14 protein-coding genes are annotated in these 16,837 nt (G+C 33.9%); 3 read left to right on the top strand and 11 right to left on the bottom strand.

Annotation, left to right across the window (positions count from 1 at the left end; translation table 11 throughout):
• Positions 1-10 precede the first annotated feature (10 nt).
• Positions 11-3,049 carry an SLBB domain-containing protein gene (locus JYK00_RS02680; protein WP_207567166.1) on the bottom strand — a complete coding sequence of 1,013 codons (3,039 nt, stop codon included), beginning with the start codon at positions 3,047-3,049 and terminating at the stop codon, positions 11-13.
• A gap of 606 nt (positions 3,050-3,655) precedes the next feature.
• On the opposite strand from JYK00_RS02680, the gene JYK00_RS02675 reads away from it, so the two are divergent.
• Both JYK00_RS02675 and JYK00_RS02670 read left to right on the top strand, forming a co-directional pair.
• Entirely contained in the window at positions 3,656-4,036 is a 381-nt protein-coding gene (locus JYK00_RS02675; RefSeq protein WP_207567165.1) for a CoA-binding protein, read from the top strand.
• A gap of 48 nt (positions 4,037-4,084) precedes the next feature.
• On the top strand, positions 4,085-5,017 hold the full coding sequence (locus JYK00_RS02670) for a CBS domain-containing protein (protein ID WP_207567164.1): 933 nt from the start codon (positions 4,085-4,087) through the stop codon (positions 5,015-5,017).
• On the opposite strand, the gene JYK00_RS02665 is transcribed toward JYK00_RS02670, so the two are convergent.
• The 10 genes from JYK00_RS02665 to JYK00_RS02620 form a co-directional block, all read right to left on the bottom strand.
• Positions 5,014-6,246 (bottom strand): HD-GYP domain-containing protein, encoded by a 1,233-nt coding sequence (locus tag JYK00_RS02665; protein ID WP_207567163.1) that lies wholly within the window; start codon positions 6,244-6,246, stop codon positions 5,014-5,016. The two genes, JYK00_RS02670 and JYK00_RS02665, sit on opposite strands and share 4 nt — an antisense overlap.
• Positions 6,243-7,229, bottom strand: a complete 987-nt coding sequence (locus JYK00_RS02660) for a sensor domain-containing diguanylate cyclase (protein WP_228288192.1) — start codon at positions 7,227-7,229, stop codon at positions 6,243-6,245. Before JYK00_RS02660 ends, JYK00_RS02665 begins: the two co-directional genes overlap by 4 nt.
• Position 7,230: 1 nt before the next feature.
• Complete coding sequence (locus tag JYK00_RS02655) at positions 7,231-8,784, bottom strand: radical SAM protein (RefSeq protein WP_207567162.1); 1,554 nt, start codon at positions 8,782-8,784, stop codon at positions 7,231-7,233.
• Complete coding sequence (locus JYK00_RS02650) at positions 8,762-9,481, bottom strand: hypothetical protein (protein ID WP_207567161.1); 720 nt, start codon at positions 9,479-9,481, stop codon at positions 8,762-8,764. The genes JYK00_RS02655 and JYK00_RS02650 overlap by 23 nt, the downstream gene beginning before the upstream one ends.
• 32 nt (positions 9,482-9,513) lie before the next feature.
• Positions 9,514-9,819, bottom strand: a complete 306-nt coding sequence (locus JYK00_RS02645) for a hypothetical protein (RefSeq protein ID WP_207567160.1) — start codon at positions 9,817-9,819, stop codon at positions 9,514-9,516.
• Entirely contained in the window at positions 9,816-10,391 is a 576-nt protein-coding gene (locus tag JYK00_RS02640; protein WP_207567603.1) for an RNA polymerase sigma factor, read from the bottom strand. The genes JYK00_RS02645 and JYK00_RS02640 overlap by 4 nt, the downstream gene beginning before the upstream one ends.
• 31 nt (positions 10,392-10,422) lie before the next feature.
• The gene (locus JYK00_RS02635; RefSeq protein WP_266097028.1) at positions 10,423-11,136 is read right to left on the bottom strand and encodes a DUF72 domain-containing protein; all 714 of its coding nucleotides are present in this window, start codon (positions 11,134-11,136) and stop codon (positions 10,423-10,425) included.
• A 51-nt stretch (positions 11,137-11,187) separates the two neighbouring features.
• Positions 11,188-13,101 (bottom strand): ATP-dependent helicase, encoded by a 1,914-nt coding sequence (locus tag JYK00_RS02630; protein ID WP_207567158.1) that lies wholly within the window; start codon positions 13,099-13,101, stop codon positions 11,188-11,190.
• A 336-nt stretch (positions 13,102-13,437) separates the two neighbouring features.
• On the bottom strand, positions 13,438-13,587 hold the full coding sequence (locus tag JYK00_RS02625; RefSeq protein ID WP_207567157.1) for a hypothetical protein: 150 nt from the start codon (positions 13,585-13,587) through the stop codon (positions 13,438-13,440).
• Positions 13,588-13,616: 29 nt separating this feature from the next.
• Positions 13,617-14,060, bottom strand: a complete 444-nt coding sequence (locus JYK00_RS02620; RefSeq protein ID WP_207567156.1) for an SRPBCC family protein — start codon at positions 14,058-14,060, stop codon at positions 13,617-13,619.
• Between the two features lie 774 nt (positions 14,061-14,834).
• On the opposite strand from JYK00_RS02620, the gene JYK00_RS02615 reads away from it, so the two are divergent.
• Positions 14,835-16,817: a methyl-accepting chemotaxis protein gene (locus JYK00_RS02615; RefSeq protein WP_207567155.1), complete on the top strand. Its 1,983-nt coding sequence runs from the start codon at positions 14,835-14,837 to the stop codon at positions 16,815-16,817.
• The last annotated feature ends 20 nt before the right edge of the window (positions 16,818-16,837 follow it).

Below are 16,837 nucleotides of genomic sequence, written 5' to 3'. Positions count from 1 at the left end.
TCCTGAATTATTACTTGAACAATCCACTAATATTGTTGTAGAGATTTATTAAAGCAGTTATCGTTGGAACCCACTCTAACGCCGTTTTAAATGGATCATTTGGTACAAATATAACATCACCTGTTTCAACAATTGGATTGTCCTTCACAACTTTACCTGAAAGAGCACCAGAAAGATTTATTTTTATAGGTGTACCCTGAGGTCCTCCTCTGTAAAGGTATATACTGGAAGGTATGGCTTTCGTTGTAAATGCACCAGCTTTGAGAATAGCTTCTAAAACAGTTGTTCCTTCGTTAATTTCAACAAGCCCTGGTCTGTTTACTTCACCAAGTACGTACGCATAATTCTGTGGAATGTTCAATACAGTAATAACATCGCCAGGTTTTACAACTATCCCAAGAGTTTTTGAAAAGTCTGTCACATCTATTTCCTGAACATTTCCTGAACTTCTAATCATAACTTTTTTATACGATTTGTTAACATTTATCCTTGTAAGAACATCATATAACGTGGTTTCTTTCCTATCAAGGTATATTGATTGTGGTTTACCAGAGGCGTCTATAACGTAAACATAATTCTTATAATCTTTATTAAATACAACTACGCTTCCTCTTTCAAGTTGTATGTTTTTCCTCTCATCCCATGTATAAATCGTTTCTGTACTACCGTTTAATATCATTATTTCTTTACTAATTCCTTCTGGAATACCTCCTATTTTCCCAATAAGTGTTTTCATATCAAATGTTTCTCCATAATTAAAACGTACTACACGATTCTGAATACCTTCCCCAAAAACGTAAACATAATTTGGCTCACGCTGAGTAACGTAAACAAAGTCGTTATCCTGAAGGTCAAAATTAATTTCGCCTTTGTAAACTTTTTCAGCATCAAATTCATATGTTTTATCTTTTCTAAATACGTACACTTTTTCAGAAGTGTAATAACTTGTTTTATCTAATATAAGTCCTCCCAATTTTCCAAACAAATTCTTAAGATCAGCCGTTTCGTAATAATCAAATTTGACATTACCCGTGTTTTTAACATAGCCCATAACCGTTACATTTATTGGGCGCTTTAACGAAATATTTAATACGCTACCGTTTTCTATGTCTACATCTGTGTCATATGGTATTACTTTACCGTTAAGCGTTATTTTTTCTATTTTCCTGTAATCATTAATTCCGGATTTTGCAAGTATTCGCTGGAGAGATATAGGCTCGTCATACTCAAACCTTATGTATTTTGCCACGTCACCTGTGAGATAAACTGCTCTTGTTACCGCTGATTTTATAATCACAGTGTCATTTTTCATAAGTGTTTCATTCACTTTTCCTGAAATCAGATCCTGTATACCATATTTCTTTGTACTTCCTTTTCTCACAAGTAAAACACTTTCAATTAATTCCGGTTTAGAAATACCAAGACTTTTTATAAGATATCCAAGAGTTCTTGGATCCTTATAGCTTATTTTTATCTTTCCATTTTTTGCTGGTCCAATTACTGTAACACTGAAAGGTTCGTAAAGTATTTGAACAATGTCCGCCTTTGAAAGTAAATAATCCTTATTTCCGTAAAGTACCTCTTTTACAGGAATTCTTACATTGTTATTTATAAGCGCTATTCCCTCATTTTCAATTTCCTCATCTGGAAGGCCCACTTTTGAAAGCAAAATTTTTAAACTATGTTTCTCATCTGGCTCAAATATTATTTTCCCTTTTCTATTTGAAAATCCCTGAATATAAACATAAAATTCTGGATATTTTTTTATTTCAACAGTATCTCCATCCAATAGCTGATAATCTACTTCATCAAATTTTGAAAGGTCTACAGTTATATCAGTTGAATCTCTTATTATTTTTATACTTTTTATCCATTTCATTTGCTCCGTTGATATACCACCAATTTTCGAAATAAGTGTTTTAAACGTACGTGGCTCCTTTGGTAAAAATTCAATAATCCCTTTTGCTATGTCCCCTGTCACATAAACTCTAAACTTCTGATAAGATACAACTTCTACAATTGCACCACGTTTAAGTGGAACAGTATTATCCTCAAAAAGAATGGTGTTTGAATATATCTTTTCCTGCCCGTTTTGCGTAACTTTTATATCTTTTACCCATTCTTCCATATTTTTTTGAATTCCACCAGCTTTTGCCAGTAATAACTTAAGAGTTATAGGTTCATCTGATGAAAAAGTTTTATACCCAGGGTTGTTAACCAGACCTATTATATAGGCATATTTTTCACGCCTTTTAGGAATATAGAGCCTTGCCCCTGGCTTTAAATTGTAATCCTCTTCGCCGCTTATAACTTTTTCTAAATTTATAGAAAGCATTTTGTTGTTAATAAACAATTTTGCATTTTCAAGTTCGGCAATTTCTTTATCAAGTGGTCCAATATAACTTAAAAGAACGCTCAGCGTCAAACCTTCCTGGTAATTTGCAGTGTATGTATAAACACCGTTAACCTGTATATTTTTATCAACAGTCATAGGCGGAAGAAATATTATATCATTTTCTTTTAACTCTACGTCTTTTGAAAAATCCCCCTGATAGAAAAACGGCCAGAGATTTAATTTTGTTATGTTTCCATTACGGTTTATAACAACATTTCCAAAATCAATAGCATCGAAGAGATCTACATTAGATTCAGAATCACCAGAATTAGATGGACCTACACCAAGCTGAGCAAGTAATTTTGTAAGAGTTATTCCAGGAGTTTGAGAAATATCAGCAACTTTGTTAATAGCTCCTTGAATATAAACATACATTGGAGCGTATTGTTCTACCCACACATTTATAAAAGCATCCCTCACAATTTTTTGTGCATATGGTTCAAGGAGTTTTGCAACTTCTTCTGGAGTTTTACCTTCAACATATATATTACCCGCAAATGGATATGGGATGGTACCATCAAGCGAGACTTTTACAGTCCTGCTAAGCTGCGGCTGATTAAAAACCTCTATTGAAATAACATCGCCAACCCTCAGTTTGTAAGCAAACACAAAAAAAGATAACATTATCAATATAAAAAGAAAAAATCTTCTCATGTAAACTACCTCCTAAAGTCCTATTTCTCTTTAATTAACCATTTAATTAACCATCCAAGATTATACCATAAATTGGCAAGGTTAGCGAGTGTTAGCGAGAGATTCTCCCCCTGTGTCATTCCGAACCCAAAGGGTGAGGAATCTTGTGTTTGGTGAGGGTTGACGAGATTGGCGAGGTTAGCAAGATTAGCGAGATTGGCGAGAGTTAGAAAAAACAAGATCCTTCGTCGCTGACGTTCCTCAGGATGACATCCCCCTCGTCATTACATTCCTCGGGATGACATCCCCCTCGTTTTGCTCGGAATAACAATAAGGAATAAGATCCTTCGCCTTCACGCTTTTCAGAATGACAAAAAGGAAAATCAGAATGACTGAGAAATGGGTTGTCATTCCGAAGAACAAGAAAGCGAGGAATTCCCCCACCAGTGTCATTCCGAGGAGCGTGAAGGCGAGGAATCTTATAATTAGCAAGAGTTAGCGAGTATTGGCGAGAGTTAGTAAAAGAAAATAAAAACAAAAAAGATGTAGACCTTACCAAATGTTACAGAAATAATTACCAGAAAATGATATAATTTATGTGTTTATGGAAATAAGGAGGTGCTGGATGTGGATTTAAAAAAGATTAAAAAAATAGCAATTGTTGGTGCCACAATAAACAGAGAAAAATTTGGAAATATTGTTTTGAGAGATTTATTAAAGAAAGGATTTGAAGTTATTCCTGTTACTCCAAAATACGATGAAGTAGAAGGATTAAAAGTTATTAAGACAATTGAGAATTTACCAAAAGATACTGATCTATTGGTTTTTATTGTGCCACCTCATATAGGACTTGAAAATACAAAATTAGCGATTAAGTCTGGATTTAAAAGATTATGGTATCAACCAGGGGCATTTTCTGAAGAAATTGAAAAATTTTTGAAAGATTATGAGATAGAATATATTGCAGGAAAATGTATAATGGTGGAAACAGGAGGGGTTAGTGTTTAATAACTAAAGTGAAATAAAATCTACTTTTGTATACATAGGGAGGAATTTATGGACGTTTTAGAAAAAGTTCAAAAGATATTTGCACACATGAAAGTGTCAGAATTTATGAACCAGGATGTGATTTATGTACTTCCAAACAGATCAATAGCACAGGTCAGAGAAATTTTAAGACTCAAAAGAATTTCCGGGCTACCTGTTGTTAATGGCGATAAAAAAGTTATTGGAATTATCAGTATTGAAGATATCATAAAGTGTATAGAGGCTCGAAGGCTAAATGAAAAAGTCGAAGATCATATGAGTAGACGGGTCATTACAATAGATGTCAACGAAACGTTAAGTGATGTTATGAAATATTTTGAGAAATATGGATACGGCCGCTTTCCGGTAATAGATTCCAATGGAAAGTTAGTTGGAATTATAACAAAAAATGATATTTTAAAAGCTGTTGCGTTAAAGTTAGGTTTGTTATATTTGCACGATGAAAGACGCAGAGAAGCACTTGAAAAAGATTTTGATAAATCTTTAATAACCGGGCAAAATATCGACAAATCTGGAGCAAATTTCTATTTTCTTATTGATTATTACGATGTAAATTCAATAGGAATTGGCGCAGCTCAACTAAAGAAGTTCCTGAAGAACAACAATATAGATGAACAATTAATAAGAAGAATAGCAATTAGTGTATACGAAGCTGAAGCTAATGTTGTAATTCATAGCGGAAGTACTGGTGAAATCTTTTGCTTTCTCAAAGACGATTCAATTGTTGTCCGGGTTGAAGACAAAGGAAGAGGAATTGAGAATTTAGAACTTGCTATGAAAGAAGGCTATTCAACTGCTCCTGATCATGTTCGAGAGCTTGGTTTTGGTGCAGGAATGGGATTACCTAATATAAAAAGATATTCAGATAAAATGGTGGTTCTCTCGGAAAGAGGTAAAGGTGTAATCCTTGAAATGATTTTTTTCAAAAAATCAAATAGCTAATGAATAAGTCCCTGAACAAATAAATTAATATTCTTTTGAAATTCTGTTACATATTCGAGCGAGCTAAAATCTTCTTTTGTTTTTAATGTTTCATTTAATATTTCTACACTTTCTTTAGATAACAACCCTTTCTCAGAGGCTTTAACAACCATTTCAAACGCCTTTTCCATGGTAAATGCTTCTCGATAAGGTCTTTCTTCAAGGAAGGCAGAAAAATAATCTGCTGTTTGCATAATCTCATCTTCCAATGTCATTTCTTCTTTTGTAAGTTTCCACGGATACCCTTTGCCATTAAGCCTTTCTTGATGACGAACTGCTGGCCAAAACCAGGGGTGCTGTGAATAATCTAAAAGTATAAGATAACTATAATACACATGTTTTTTCATAATTTCCATTTCTTCACGTGTAAGTTTTCCTTTTTTTTCAAGAATTCCAATAGGTGTGGTAATTTTTCCTATATCATGAAAAAGTCCAGCTATAAAAAAATTTTTTTCATCTAATTTTGCTATTTCAGCCATTCGTGAAGCAACTTTTGCAACACGCCAGGAATGCTCCTTTGTAAAACGGCTTTTGGCATCAACTATAAACGATGCGATTACTCCTATTTCAATTAGTTGCTCATTATTTAACCCTCCAGATTCTTCGGAAATGATTAGTTCATTTCTCACTATTCCTTTTCTTATATCTTCAAGCGTCCAGAGAATATACTCCCTTTTTATAAGATCTATTGCTATGTCAAATATATTTTTAAAAAATCGATTTTGAATAGAGACAAGCGGATAAAAAATATCTTCAAATCCTACTTCCTTATTTATAAAATGATATTTCGATATCTCTTCAGAAATAGAAATAATATTGGCATATACATCTTCTTCTAAATTTTCATTTAAAAACTTTGGGAGTGCATGATGTTTTAAAACTATGTCTGCAATATCTGAAAAAATATTCGATTGCCCAAAAATAAAACTCCCAACGACAGTGTGAATCCTTACCATTTCATTAAGGCTTGGTACATCGTGATGTATAAGAAAACTTGTATTTATGTCATCTAACACCACACTCTGATGTGGAGCGAGCACACCAATATCATGAAGATATCCTGTTTTAAATGCAAATGAACTGTCAAGTCCTAATTCTTTAGCAATTTCCGACGCCAGAAACGCTACCTGTAATGAATGAACACCTAAATTTGGAACTAACTTTAAAAGTTTATACAAGATACTTATCATTTTATTTCACCTTTGTCCTCGTACATCCTTAAATCAGCAACATGCAAAATTTCCCATAAATCCTCTCCGTCATCTGGATAAATCGCATAACCACAGGAAATATTCAAAAAAATTTCAAGACCCTCAATATTTATTTTATACCCTGAAACTGCTTTTTTTACTCTATTTATAAGATCTCTTATTACATTTTCATTTACCGTCTTTGTAACAATAACAAACTCATCTCCACCATAACGAACAATTTCATCAGATGATTTTAAAACATTACGTATTCTTCTTGCAATAATTTTTAAAACTTCATCACCTATTCGATGACCATACGTATCATTTATTTGCTTAAACTTGTTCAAATCACAGAATACAAATGTCAGTTTTTCATTTTCCTGGTTGCACAAAGACTCAAGATATTGTCTGTTTCTCAACCCTGTGAGTGGATCTTTACTTGAATCTTCAATTATTTCACGAAGCACATGAAAATCTATGCTGTACTTTCGAAAGTTTTTTACAAAACTTTCCAGAAATAATCTTTCTTTCAATTTCAACTTTTTATATCTAAAAAAATCAAAATTTAAAACACCAAAAAGCTGATTATTAATGTAGAGTGGTACACCTGTCCACGCTCTTATTTTTTTATAAGGAAACCATATTCTTTCCCTTTCCAGATTTTTAACATGAATGAGTTCTCCTTTTCTTATAACTTTCATGTACATCGGATTTTCCAGCCGTTTTAATTTTTCATTTATTTCCTCTACTTCAAATCTTTCATACACGTGCGATAAGGCTATAAAACTTGGTTCATTACTTTCATCACGCGCTATTACAGACCATCCATCATACTGGAAATGTGGTCGTATTTTTTTCATAAGTTCGTGGAAAAATTTTTCTATATTTCCATTTTCATGCTTTATGACCTTTATCGAAGATTCTAAAAGAATATTCGAAGTAAGTAAATCAATATGTTCTTTTAAATAATTTAAGAACAAATTACCCCCCCAACAATGTATTGACTAAACTTTCTGGAGCTTTTGCCTTAATCGTTTCTGCTGTTTTTCTTCCAATACCTGGAATAGCCATTAACTCGTCCATTGTTGCTTCTGAAATTTTTATATCCGCCCTTATTCCTGTCAGCGATCTTGGACCATACCCCACCACCAAAATGTCGCGTTTTTTATCTAAATGCGCTGGTATCCCCACAAGGATAGGATACGTTCCAAGTGGTCTTGCAAATGTCAATTTTCCCTCGTGATATTCAGGTATTACATTCTTTATTCTTGTTCCAATTGGAAACACTCTTTTAATCATTTCAATATCTATTTTGTTTCTAATTAAATATTTGTAATGCTTGAAAAGTCTGTGATCAAACTTTATTTTTTTTCTTTTTGAATAAAACCATAACGGTGTTTCAGGAACCACTATCACCTGTCTGAGATTTATTCTCCTGATTAAAATGTTATCACAAAGATAGTTATTCAACTTTTCATATAATATTTCATAAGAACGCTTTTTTTCTCCTGGTAATCCAAATATAAAATTTAATCCTGGCAAAAGTTTTGGAATCCCATTTCTGGTTCTAACTTTACCAATTTCATTTACAATTTTTATAGCAAAATCTATTTCCTCTACTGTACCATCTATATTGTTTCTTTTTCTTACATATGGATCAAAAGACTCAACACCAAATGATAATACATCACCTTCAGTATTATATTTAACAATGGTTTCAAGTGCATTTACTATCTCAGGATAATTTCTTGCTATAAAAGCAGGATTGGCGTTATCTGTATGCAAAACCTCTAACTGTGGTGCAACATTTCTTATACTATTATACAACTCGTATATTAAGTTATTGTTAACTTTACCAGAATTTTTTTCCATACCATAAGCCAATATGTTCGCGCTTCGTCCCAATCTAAAAGCTTTTACACCAGCTTTGTACAATGCTTCTATTTCGTCTACTATATCTTTTAGAGGTCTTGAAGAAAAACCTTTGTGTAATATTGGTTCACTACAGAAAGTACAGTAGTTTTTTCTTTCACATCCAAGTGAAACTTCTATCTCGCAGATAATATCAGGAAAACGAGGATGGTATTTTACAATTCTTGCACCTTCTACTGCGACAGTTCTTTTAATTTCGTAATTATTTGTTTCAAATGCATATTCAATAAAATCTTCAACAAATTCATCTGCTCCAATGTTTTTTAAAACTTCTCTGCTGTTTTGTAATACAGCTCCTGTAAGTATTCTGAATGGTTTTTTATTTTTTGAAAATATTTTCTCTATCTCTTTTAACGTGATGGGTGTGCCTCCAATGTATCTTCCTGGAACAGTTACTCCACTGATAATAACCAATACATCATATTCATTAAAACTATCCCATTGCTCTTTTTTTCTCACCTCATCTATTGTAGTGTATCTAACATCAAAATCTTTTAAAAATAAAGTTCCCGCTATATAGCGGGGATAGGTACTTACATATGGTGGAACTCCAAGTACAGCAGGCTCATCTACATATCCATCAATTATTATCGCCGAGCGCATTTTCTATTTCCTTCCATGTTTTTCCAGAAGCTTTCTTGATTGTTAAATAGTATTCATCTATTTTGTAATCTCCAGATTTATCAGAAATTTCTAAAATAGCTTCTTCTCCTTCTTTATCAACAGCTTTCACTATTAATTTGTTATTTATGTAACTTACCGAAAACCACAGAAAAACATTAAAAATTTTATACATTCTTTCAGGTATATAACTTTTTTCAATTAATACGTACCTCTCCAATATTTCATCAAATGTAAACACGCTGGGGACATAGGTATATTGCATTTCAGTGGAAACATCTTTAAATTTTCTTATGATTTTGTAGATTTTCCCATTAAGAGTTTGCACTTTAATTGAAAATGCATTTTCTACAATTGTTATTTCCCCATCCATGTTTAGACCTAATTTATGCTCTGAAGCGTATTTTTTAAATATGTCTTCAAGATCTTTAATTGGAGGACATTTCAATAGTTTATTGGTAGTACCTATATAGTAATTATTTCCAAGTTTTACCCAGGTTATCTTTTTGGGACCTTTTACAATTACTATTTTGTCACCATCTTTGTAATAAATTTCTTCGTATCTGAATGTCTGAAAATTTTTACCGTATTCTAATATAAATCTAAAAGCATGATAGGTTTCCGGGAAAATAATGCTCACAAAAATTATAATGTACACTATTCCAAGAGTTTTTTTCATAAGTGGTTCACCTCAATCTGTCTCGACTCAATCTAAAACCCATCACTTACAAGGCTTATATTATATATAGGCTCAAATTTTTTAGGAATCTGTTGTTCTATATTGCTGGAAGAATATAATACTTCTGAATTTTTGTTTTTCAAAGAAATTAAATCAACAAGCATAAATGTCGCTGCAGTTGTAACAAGAAGTGCTATAACAAAAGTTTTAAAAAAGTTGTTTTTTCTTTTTCGAGATATCTCTTTTATAATCTTATCTTCCAATAATGTACCTGGCTTGTAGCAAGTTCGACTGTTAATCGCTTTTAACACCTTAAAATACAACTCTTCATCTTTCATAACAATCCTGCCTCCTTGATCGCTTTCTTCAGATGAGCTCTTGCGTTATGCAATCTGCTTTTTACAGTACCTTCTGGAATATTCAAAATGTTGGCTATTTCAGAATAAGACAGCTCGTCTATATCTCTAAGTTTTATTAATATACGTTCCTGCTCTGGAAGTTTTTCGAGTATTTCAAGTATTTTTTCGTACAAAATTTCCAATTCCACTTCTCTCTGGACATCTTTATTAAAATCTTCGATTTGTATCTCTTTATTCTCATCACCTGAACTTTCAACGCTGAAAGTCTTTTCGTTTTTCTTTTTATATTTTTCATACAAAGAATTGCACACATTTATTGTAATTCGGTATATCCACGTTGATAGGCTCGAGTGGCCTTTGAATTTTTTTATTCCCTTGTATATTCTTAACATCACTTCTTGAATTACATCGTCCACATCATCTGTATTAAAATAGGTTCTTGCAAGTGAACCAATTTTAGGGGCGTATTCTCTGTAAAGTTTTCTATATGCCCATTCTTTACCACTTTTTAGCGCTTCAATAAATTCTGTATAACTTGTCCTGTCATTTATTTGACTATGTTGGGCTTTCTTATGTTCTTTTCTATTCAAAAAAGCCAATTTTTTCACCACCAGATAAATTCCTGAAAAGTAAAGCGTTTTTTAAAGCGTTCCCTCTGTAACAGTTATTAAAGTAAACAAAGATATCTCCGTGAAAGGTTTTAATTTTTTTTAGTATAAGTTCTAATTCTTCTTTTGTATAAAAATAATCATAACGCTTTTTCGCATTTTCTTCAAACCATTTCATGTTTTTTCCGTGGAGGCGAACATAAAGGATCTTGTTCGCTTTTATTTCGAAAGGATACATTCCAGGTATTTTTGGAAGATCCACTGTGACTATTTCAGTATCTTCTAAATTGTTTTTCCACATGCTCCATGAATTGTGCCTGAATTCAACAAAAAGTTTCGGAATTTTATCAGCCAAAAGCATTAAAAATCTTACATTTTCTTTTGTAAGTTTAAACGAAAATGGAAATTGGGCCAAGTATCCGACAATTCGACGCTCTTCTAAAAGTATTTTGGTAGCTTCGAGAAATTTTTCAACATGCTCTATATTTTTTTCGTGAGTTATTCCCCCAAACAACTTTACAGCAAATACAAAATTTTGAGGTGTTTTACGAGCAAAATTTACAATTGAACGGTAAGATGGCATCCTGTAAAAAGTGTAGTTGAGTTCAACTGTTGGAAATCCATATTTCAAACAATAAAAGCTTAGCATCTCTGAATTTTTTATATCCCGAGGATAAACTTCCCCTATCCAATCGCCAAACGAAAAACCACTTGTTCCAACGAATATTTTTCCCAGAAATTATCGCCTCACTTTGTATTCAATGTGTTCAACAAGATGAAATGGAATTTTGTCGATGAAACTTTTCCCGCACCTTAAAATGTAGTCGTTTCCATATAAAATTCTTGATGATCCTCCAGCGCTGTAAATTATATACAGATAATCTTTTGCGCGGGTAATAGCTACGTAAAATAAACGTTCTTCCTCATCGATATTCCCATCTCTAAGTGACATTATGTGGGGAAAATCTCCGGGATTTACACTTATTATGAAAACAACTTTCCACTCCAGACCTTTTGCCTGGTGCACCGTGGTTAGAGTAACTTTTTCGTCGTATTCGAGTTGTTCAAGGTTACTATTTGTTATTTCAAATGACTCGCTTACAAGTACATCCGTGAGAAATTCTTCGGTACTTCTGTAAAAGCTTGCCATTTCAATTAGTCTTTCCAGATCCTCTTTTCTTTCTCTATAGTTATCATAGGTATACTCGAGGTGTTCGTTGTAGAATATTTCATAAAATTTCTTTATTCGATCACCTGGATTTTCCAGTTTTAGAGAATCCTGGTATATTTTTTTCAATTTTGAAAAGTCATCGCTTTTTTCTTTGATTTGTGTGAGTGTCTGGTAAGGTGTTTCTGAGCCTATAATTTTGTTGCTTATTCTATTGGCTTTTATTTTTCCTATTCCGTTTAGTAACTTTAATACTCTGAGCCAGGAAACTTTTTCTTTAGGATTGACAGTAGTTTTTAGAAATGCAAGTACATCTTTGACGTGTGCTGTTTCTGTAAAACGTAGTCCTGAGAATATCCTAAATGGAATACCAAGTTTTGAAAGAGCCAGTTGAAGTTCTAAGGAGTGGGAGTGAGCTCTGTAGAGTACAGCGATTTCGTTTAAGTTAATCCCTTCAGTATGGAAATTCAAGATTTCATTTGCAACAAAATCTGCTTCGTCGTAATGGTCAAAAACTTCAACTAAGAATGGTTTTATACCTGTTTTTCTGATTGCTTTGAGTTTTTTTGGAACAGATTTTGCCGGGAGCATTTCGTTTATGAAATTAACCAGTTCCTGTGAGCTTCTGTAATTGGTTTGAATTTTGAAAATTCTGGCATTTTTTTGAAATTCAACAACGTTTTCAAATCGTGCACCTCTAAAGGAGTAAATACTTTGTGCATCATCACCAACTACCATGAGATTGCCGTGAGTTTCAGATAAAAGCTCTGCTATTTTGTATTGGACAATGTTAGTGTCCTGAAATTCGTCAACTAAAATCCATTTCAGTTTTGTAGATTCTCGCTTTCGGATATACGAGTCTGTTGAAAGGATATGCAGAGTGTTTATTAAAAGGTCATCGTAATCAAGTGCATTTTGTTCGTTTTTTTCTGCAGAGTATTTTATTAGTATCTGTTCTATGATGTGTTCGGCTTCTAAAAATTTTGGGTTGAGTTTTGCGATTGATTCTCGGAGCGAGCATAAGGTGTTGTTCATGTAAGAATTTATTGTCAGGAGTTGTTTGGCTGATGGAATGTGTTTTCGTTCAGATTTGGGAACAATTTCACTTCTTGCGCTTTCCATAATGTCTTTTGCGTCTTCACTGTCAAGAATGGTGAAGTTTGGATTTATGTTGATTGTTTTTCCATATTTTCTCAGGAATATGTTGCATATGTGGTGAAATGTACCGGCAGTTATTCCGTCTAAGGTTGAGTGTGAAACATTTTTTGCGCGTTGGATCATTTCACGCGCAGCCGCTTTTGTAAAGGTTACAAGCATTATTTCGTGAGGTTTTATTCCGCTTCTTATGAGATATGCTATTTTGTACGTAATTACACGTGTTTTGCCGCTTCCCGGGCCTGCGATTACAAGAACCTTTCCAGTGGAGTTTATTACCGCCTCTTGTTGTTCGGAGTCAAGAAGGTCTAAGAATTTTTCCGGTGTCAAATTTTCACCCTTTCCTCTTTGCGCTGGATATATTATACCGCAATCTTTTTATCTTATATAGTAATAATAATATATATGCCGTTTCTACTGGTTAGTTATGTTATCACTCTATTTTTATAAGATTTTATAAGTTCTTATATGATAGCCATTTATAAAGTTTCACTCGAAATTTTCAAAATTTACCAAAGTAGTGGTAAGTTTAAAAATTGCTATTGGTAATTTGTAGTAAAAAGCTTTTTTATTTTTTCTTCTGGTGGTTAGTTGTTAGCATAAGCTGTTGTTATCAGGAGTTTTACATCTAAAAATAAATTTTGAATTAACTGTTCCGGTAAAAAGTTAAGATAAATTTTCTAACCGCTGGTAAGTAAGTATATATCTTGTTGTACTAACTATCCATTTTCCATATATAGTATGTAATTCTTTCCAGTTTGTTTTTAAGATGTTTATAAATAACGATATTTTGTGGATGTAACTTACCATCACCATTATATAGTGTAAATCCGAAAGTGAATTAATTAGATTAATATTATTTTCTTTTCAAGGTATACCTTTGCAAGGAGAAGCATTTGCCCCCAGCCATAGGCACATCCATATCTTATTTGAAGTTCATCGATGGTTTTTACCAATGTGTGGTCTACAATGGTTACCCATGTTTCTTCATTTTCGTTTTCCTGAAATTTTATCTCAACTCGTGAGCGAAATCCATCTTCATATTCATACCACCAGAACTCCCAGAGTCTGTGAGGAATTAGTGCGATGGTTAAGCCGTTGTCAGTTACTTCTTCGCCGTTTGTTATTCGTTTCCATCGAAAATGAATTTTTCCGCCATTTTTTAGTTCCATTTTCATTCCATCAGTAAACCATGGGTCCCATCCATTTTCATTCACAAAAAGTTTCCACACTCTTTCTACGGGAGCGTTGAAATGTTCTGTAAATTCCATGGGAGGAATTTCAAGCATTTTTTCACCTGCTTTTTATTTTTTTTTGTTTTATAATCGATTAAAATGATAACACATAATTGGCGAGAGTTAGCGAGATTAGCAAGGTTGGCGAGGGATAGTAAAAAGAATAAGATCCTTCGTCACTTCGTTCCTCAGGATGACATCCCCCTCACATACGTTCGGAATGACAAAAAAACAGCGAGGTTGGTAAAAAAAATAAGATCCCTCGCGTGCGTTCGGGATGACACACTCTTTTTATGTCATTCCGAGGAGCGTGAAGGCGAGGAATCCCTCTCCTGTGTCATTCCGAGGAGCGAATGCGACGAGGAATCTTGTTAGCAAGGTTGGCGAGATTAGCGAGATTGGTGATATAAGATCCCTCGTCATTTCATTCCTCGGGATGACAGTAAGGAAAAGATCCTTCGTCGCTGCGCTCCTCAGGATGACTCCCTTTTTTGTCATTCCGAACCCGAAGGGTGAGGAATCTTGTATTTGGCAAGTGTTAGCGAGGTTAGCGAGAGTTAGCGAGGTTGGGAAAAAGAATAGAATAAGATCCTTCGCTACGCTCAGGATGACATCCCCCTCGTTATTTTATTCCTCGGGATGACAATAAAGAATAAGATTTTTTTATCTGGAAGATACTTTATAATGATAAGATAACAAAACACAAAAAATGATGGTATAATTTGCGTATAAAGAAAATAACCTGGAAAGCTGTGAAATATTAGAGGATGTTATTTTTTTAACTTGTGGTATAATCGTTTAAACGGAAAAATTTTTGGAGGTGACAGCATGAAACTCCAAGCTAAGTTGATACTTTCTCTGGTATTAGTTGGCATATTAGCGACGTTTATAAGTGTTTTTACAGCATCTTTTATAGCATTTAAACATTTAAAAGGTGCTGCAGGAGAAATAAATAGCCTGGTTCTTGATTCCATTAGTAAAGATATAGAGGTAACTATTTCGGAAAAAATAGATCCATTGTATAAATATGGAACAGGAGGTTCACTATCGCCATATTTAATGAATGTTACCTCAGAGCTTGGAAGAAAGCAACTTGGATGGGGAGTAAGAAACGCAGAGTCTGCTATGAAAAAGGTAGGTTATGTGGGTGTTTATCTTATTCTTAAAGATGGATCTGTGTTTAGCTCAAAAGGAGAGATAGAAGCAGAAGTTCCACACAGTGTAAATGATGTTTTAGAAGGTGTGAAAGAATATACTCTCGAGGTTCCATTTGTGTTTAATGGAGAAAATACCATAGCGATAATAACTCCTGTAAAAGACTTTGCAGGAAATATTGTAGCAGCACTTGTTGGTTTTTATCCTCAAACGCTTTTACAGGACGCGATAAAAGGTTTAAAAATAGGAGAAAATGGATATATAGTGATCCTCCACAAAACTTTAGTGGTGGCACACCCGGATGAAAGTTATGTGAATAAGTTGGATATAGCAAAAGAAAAAGGTCTGGAAAGTGTTGCAGAAGCCCTGAAAAAGAGCAAAGGAAATGTTGAATATACGTTCAATGGTGAAAAGGAATTTGCAAGTTTTGTAGAAGTAGATGATTTGCCTATAAAAATAATGGCGATAATACCGTACGGTGAAGTGATAGGAAAAGCTGTGATGATAATAAACACAGGGATATTGGTGGGAGTGTTAATAGCGATTGGTGCAGGTGTGTTAGCCTATTTTGTCTCAAAGTCTATAGCAAAACCGATAATAGAGATAAGCAATATAGCCAGAAAAGTTGCAGAGAATGATTTAACAGTTGAACTCAAAGAGAAAAAGGGAAAAGATGAGATAACGCAGTTAAATAACGCGTTTAAAATGCTAATAGATAGTTTTAAAAGAACAGTAGGAGAAGTAATGAAATTAGGAGCGCAGGTTTCATCTGTATCGCAATTGATGGATGAGCTTGTAGAGGAATCAAACAAAGCATCGGCAGAAGCAGCTGAAACAGTAAGAACGGCTACAATGCAAATTCAGGATGTTGCAGCAGCTACTGAAGAGGCTAACAGCGGAATGGAAGAAATAGCAAGTGGCGCGCAGAATATAGCAAATTACTCTGAGAATTTAGCTGGTGGCGCGGAAGATATGAAAGGAAGAGCTGAAGAATCTTCCAAGAAAATGGAAGAGCTTCGGGAAGTTATAAGATTAATAAGCAAAACTATGGGAGAATCGCTGGAATCTGTAAAGGAAATGGAAAAATCATCAAACCAGATAGGAGAAATAGTGGAGACTATTACAAATATTGCAGAACAAACAAACCTTTTGGCGCTAAACGCAGCTATAGAGGCCGCGAGAGCCGGAGAAGCCGGTAGAGGATTCGCTGTAGTCGCGGATGAAATTCGAAAATTAGCAGAGGAAAGTAGAGGAGCTACTCAAAAGATAGCTGAAATTCTCGAAGGCATAAGAGGTCAGGCAAAAGTGGTGGCAAAAACTACAGAAGATGTAAATGAAAAGGTGGAAAAATCCGTTGATTCTGTTGATGAAGTGTCAAAGTCTATGGGACAGCTTCTTAATAAAATAGAAGAAATTTCAGTAATGACAAATGACCTTGCTGCTACTGCTGAAGAACAAAGTGGCGCTGCAGAAGAAGTGAGTGCAGCGATAGACAGAGTAACGGGTAATGTGGTAGAAGTTGAAGAGAAAATAAAAGAAATGGCAAGTCAGGTGGAAAAACAGGCTACTCAAATAGGAGATGTAAAGAAATATTCTGATGAATTAACAGATGCTGTGGAAGAGTTGAACAATTATCTGAGGTCATTTAAGATGTAAAATAATTCTTTTTGTGAATA

It is taken from the genome of Thermosipho ferrireducens (assembly GCF_017358165.1).
In the GTDB taxonomy this organism is placed as follows: Bacteria; Thermotogota; Thermotogae; order Thermotogales; family Fervidobacteriaceae; genus Thermosipho_B; species Thermosipho_B ferrireducens.
The sequence above is the reverse complement of the archived record's forward strand: the minus strand, read 5'-3'. Positions and strand labels throughout refer to the sequence as shown.

Excerpts from the sequence above, each read along its gene's own strand:
- JYK00_RS02680 (WP_207567166.1), bottom strand. The coding sequence starts at position 3,049 with ATGAGAAGATTTTTTCTTTTTATATTGATAATGTTATCTTTTTTTGTG.
- JYK00_RS02670 (WP_207567164.1), top strand. The coding sequence starts at position 4,085 with ATGGACGTTTTAGAAAAAGTTCAAAAGATATTTGCACACATGAAAGTG.
- JYK00_RS02665 (WP_207567163.1), bottom strand. The coding sequence starts at position 6,246 with ATGATAAGTATCTTGTATAAACTTTTAAAGTTAGTTCCAAATTTAGGT.
- JYK00_RS02655 (WP_207567162.1), bottom strand. The coding sequence starts at position 8,784 with ATGCGCTCGGCGATAATAATTGATGGATATGTAGATGAGCCTGCTGTA.
- JYK00_RS02650 (WP_207567161.1), bottom strand. The coding sequence starts at position 9,481 with ATGAAAAAAACTCTTGGAATAGTGTACATTATAATTTTTGTGAGCATT.
- JYK00_RS02645 (WP_207567160.1), bottom strand. The coding sequence starts at position 9,819 with ATGAAAGATGAAGAGTTGTATTTTAAGGTGTTAAAAGCGATTAACAGT.
- JYK00_RS02625 (WP_207567157.1), bottom strand. The coding sequence starts at position 13,587 with ATGGTGATGGTAAGTTACATCCACAAAATATCGTTATTTATAAACATC.
- JYK00_RS02620 (WP_207567156.1), bottom strand. The coding sequence starts at position 14,060 with ATGCTTGAAATTCCTCCCATGGAATTTACAGAACATTTCAACGCTCCC.
- JYK00_RS02615 (WP_207567155.1), top strand. The coding sequence starts at position 14,835 with ATGAAACTCCAAGCTAAGTTGATACTTTCTCTGGTATTAGTTGGCATA.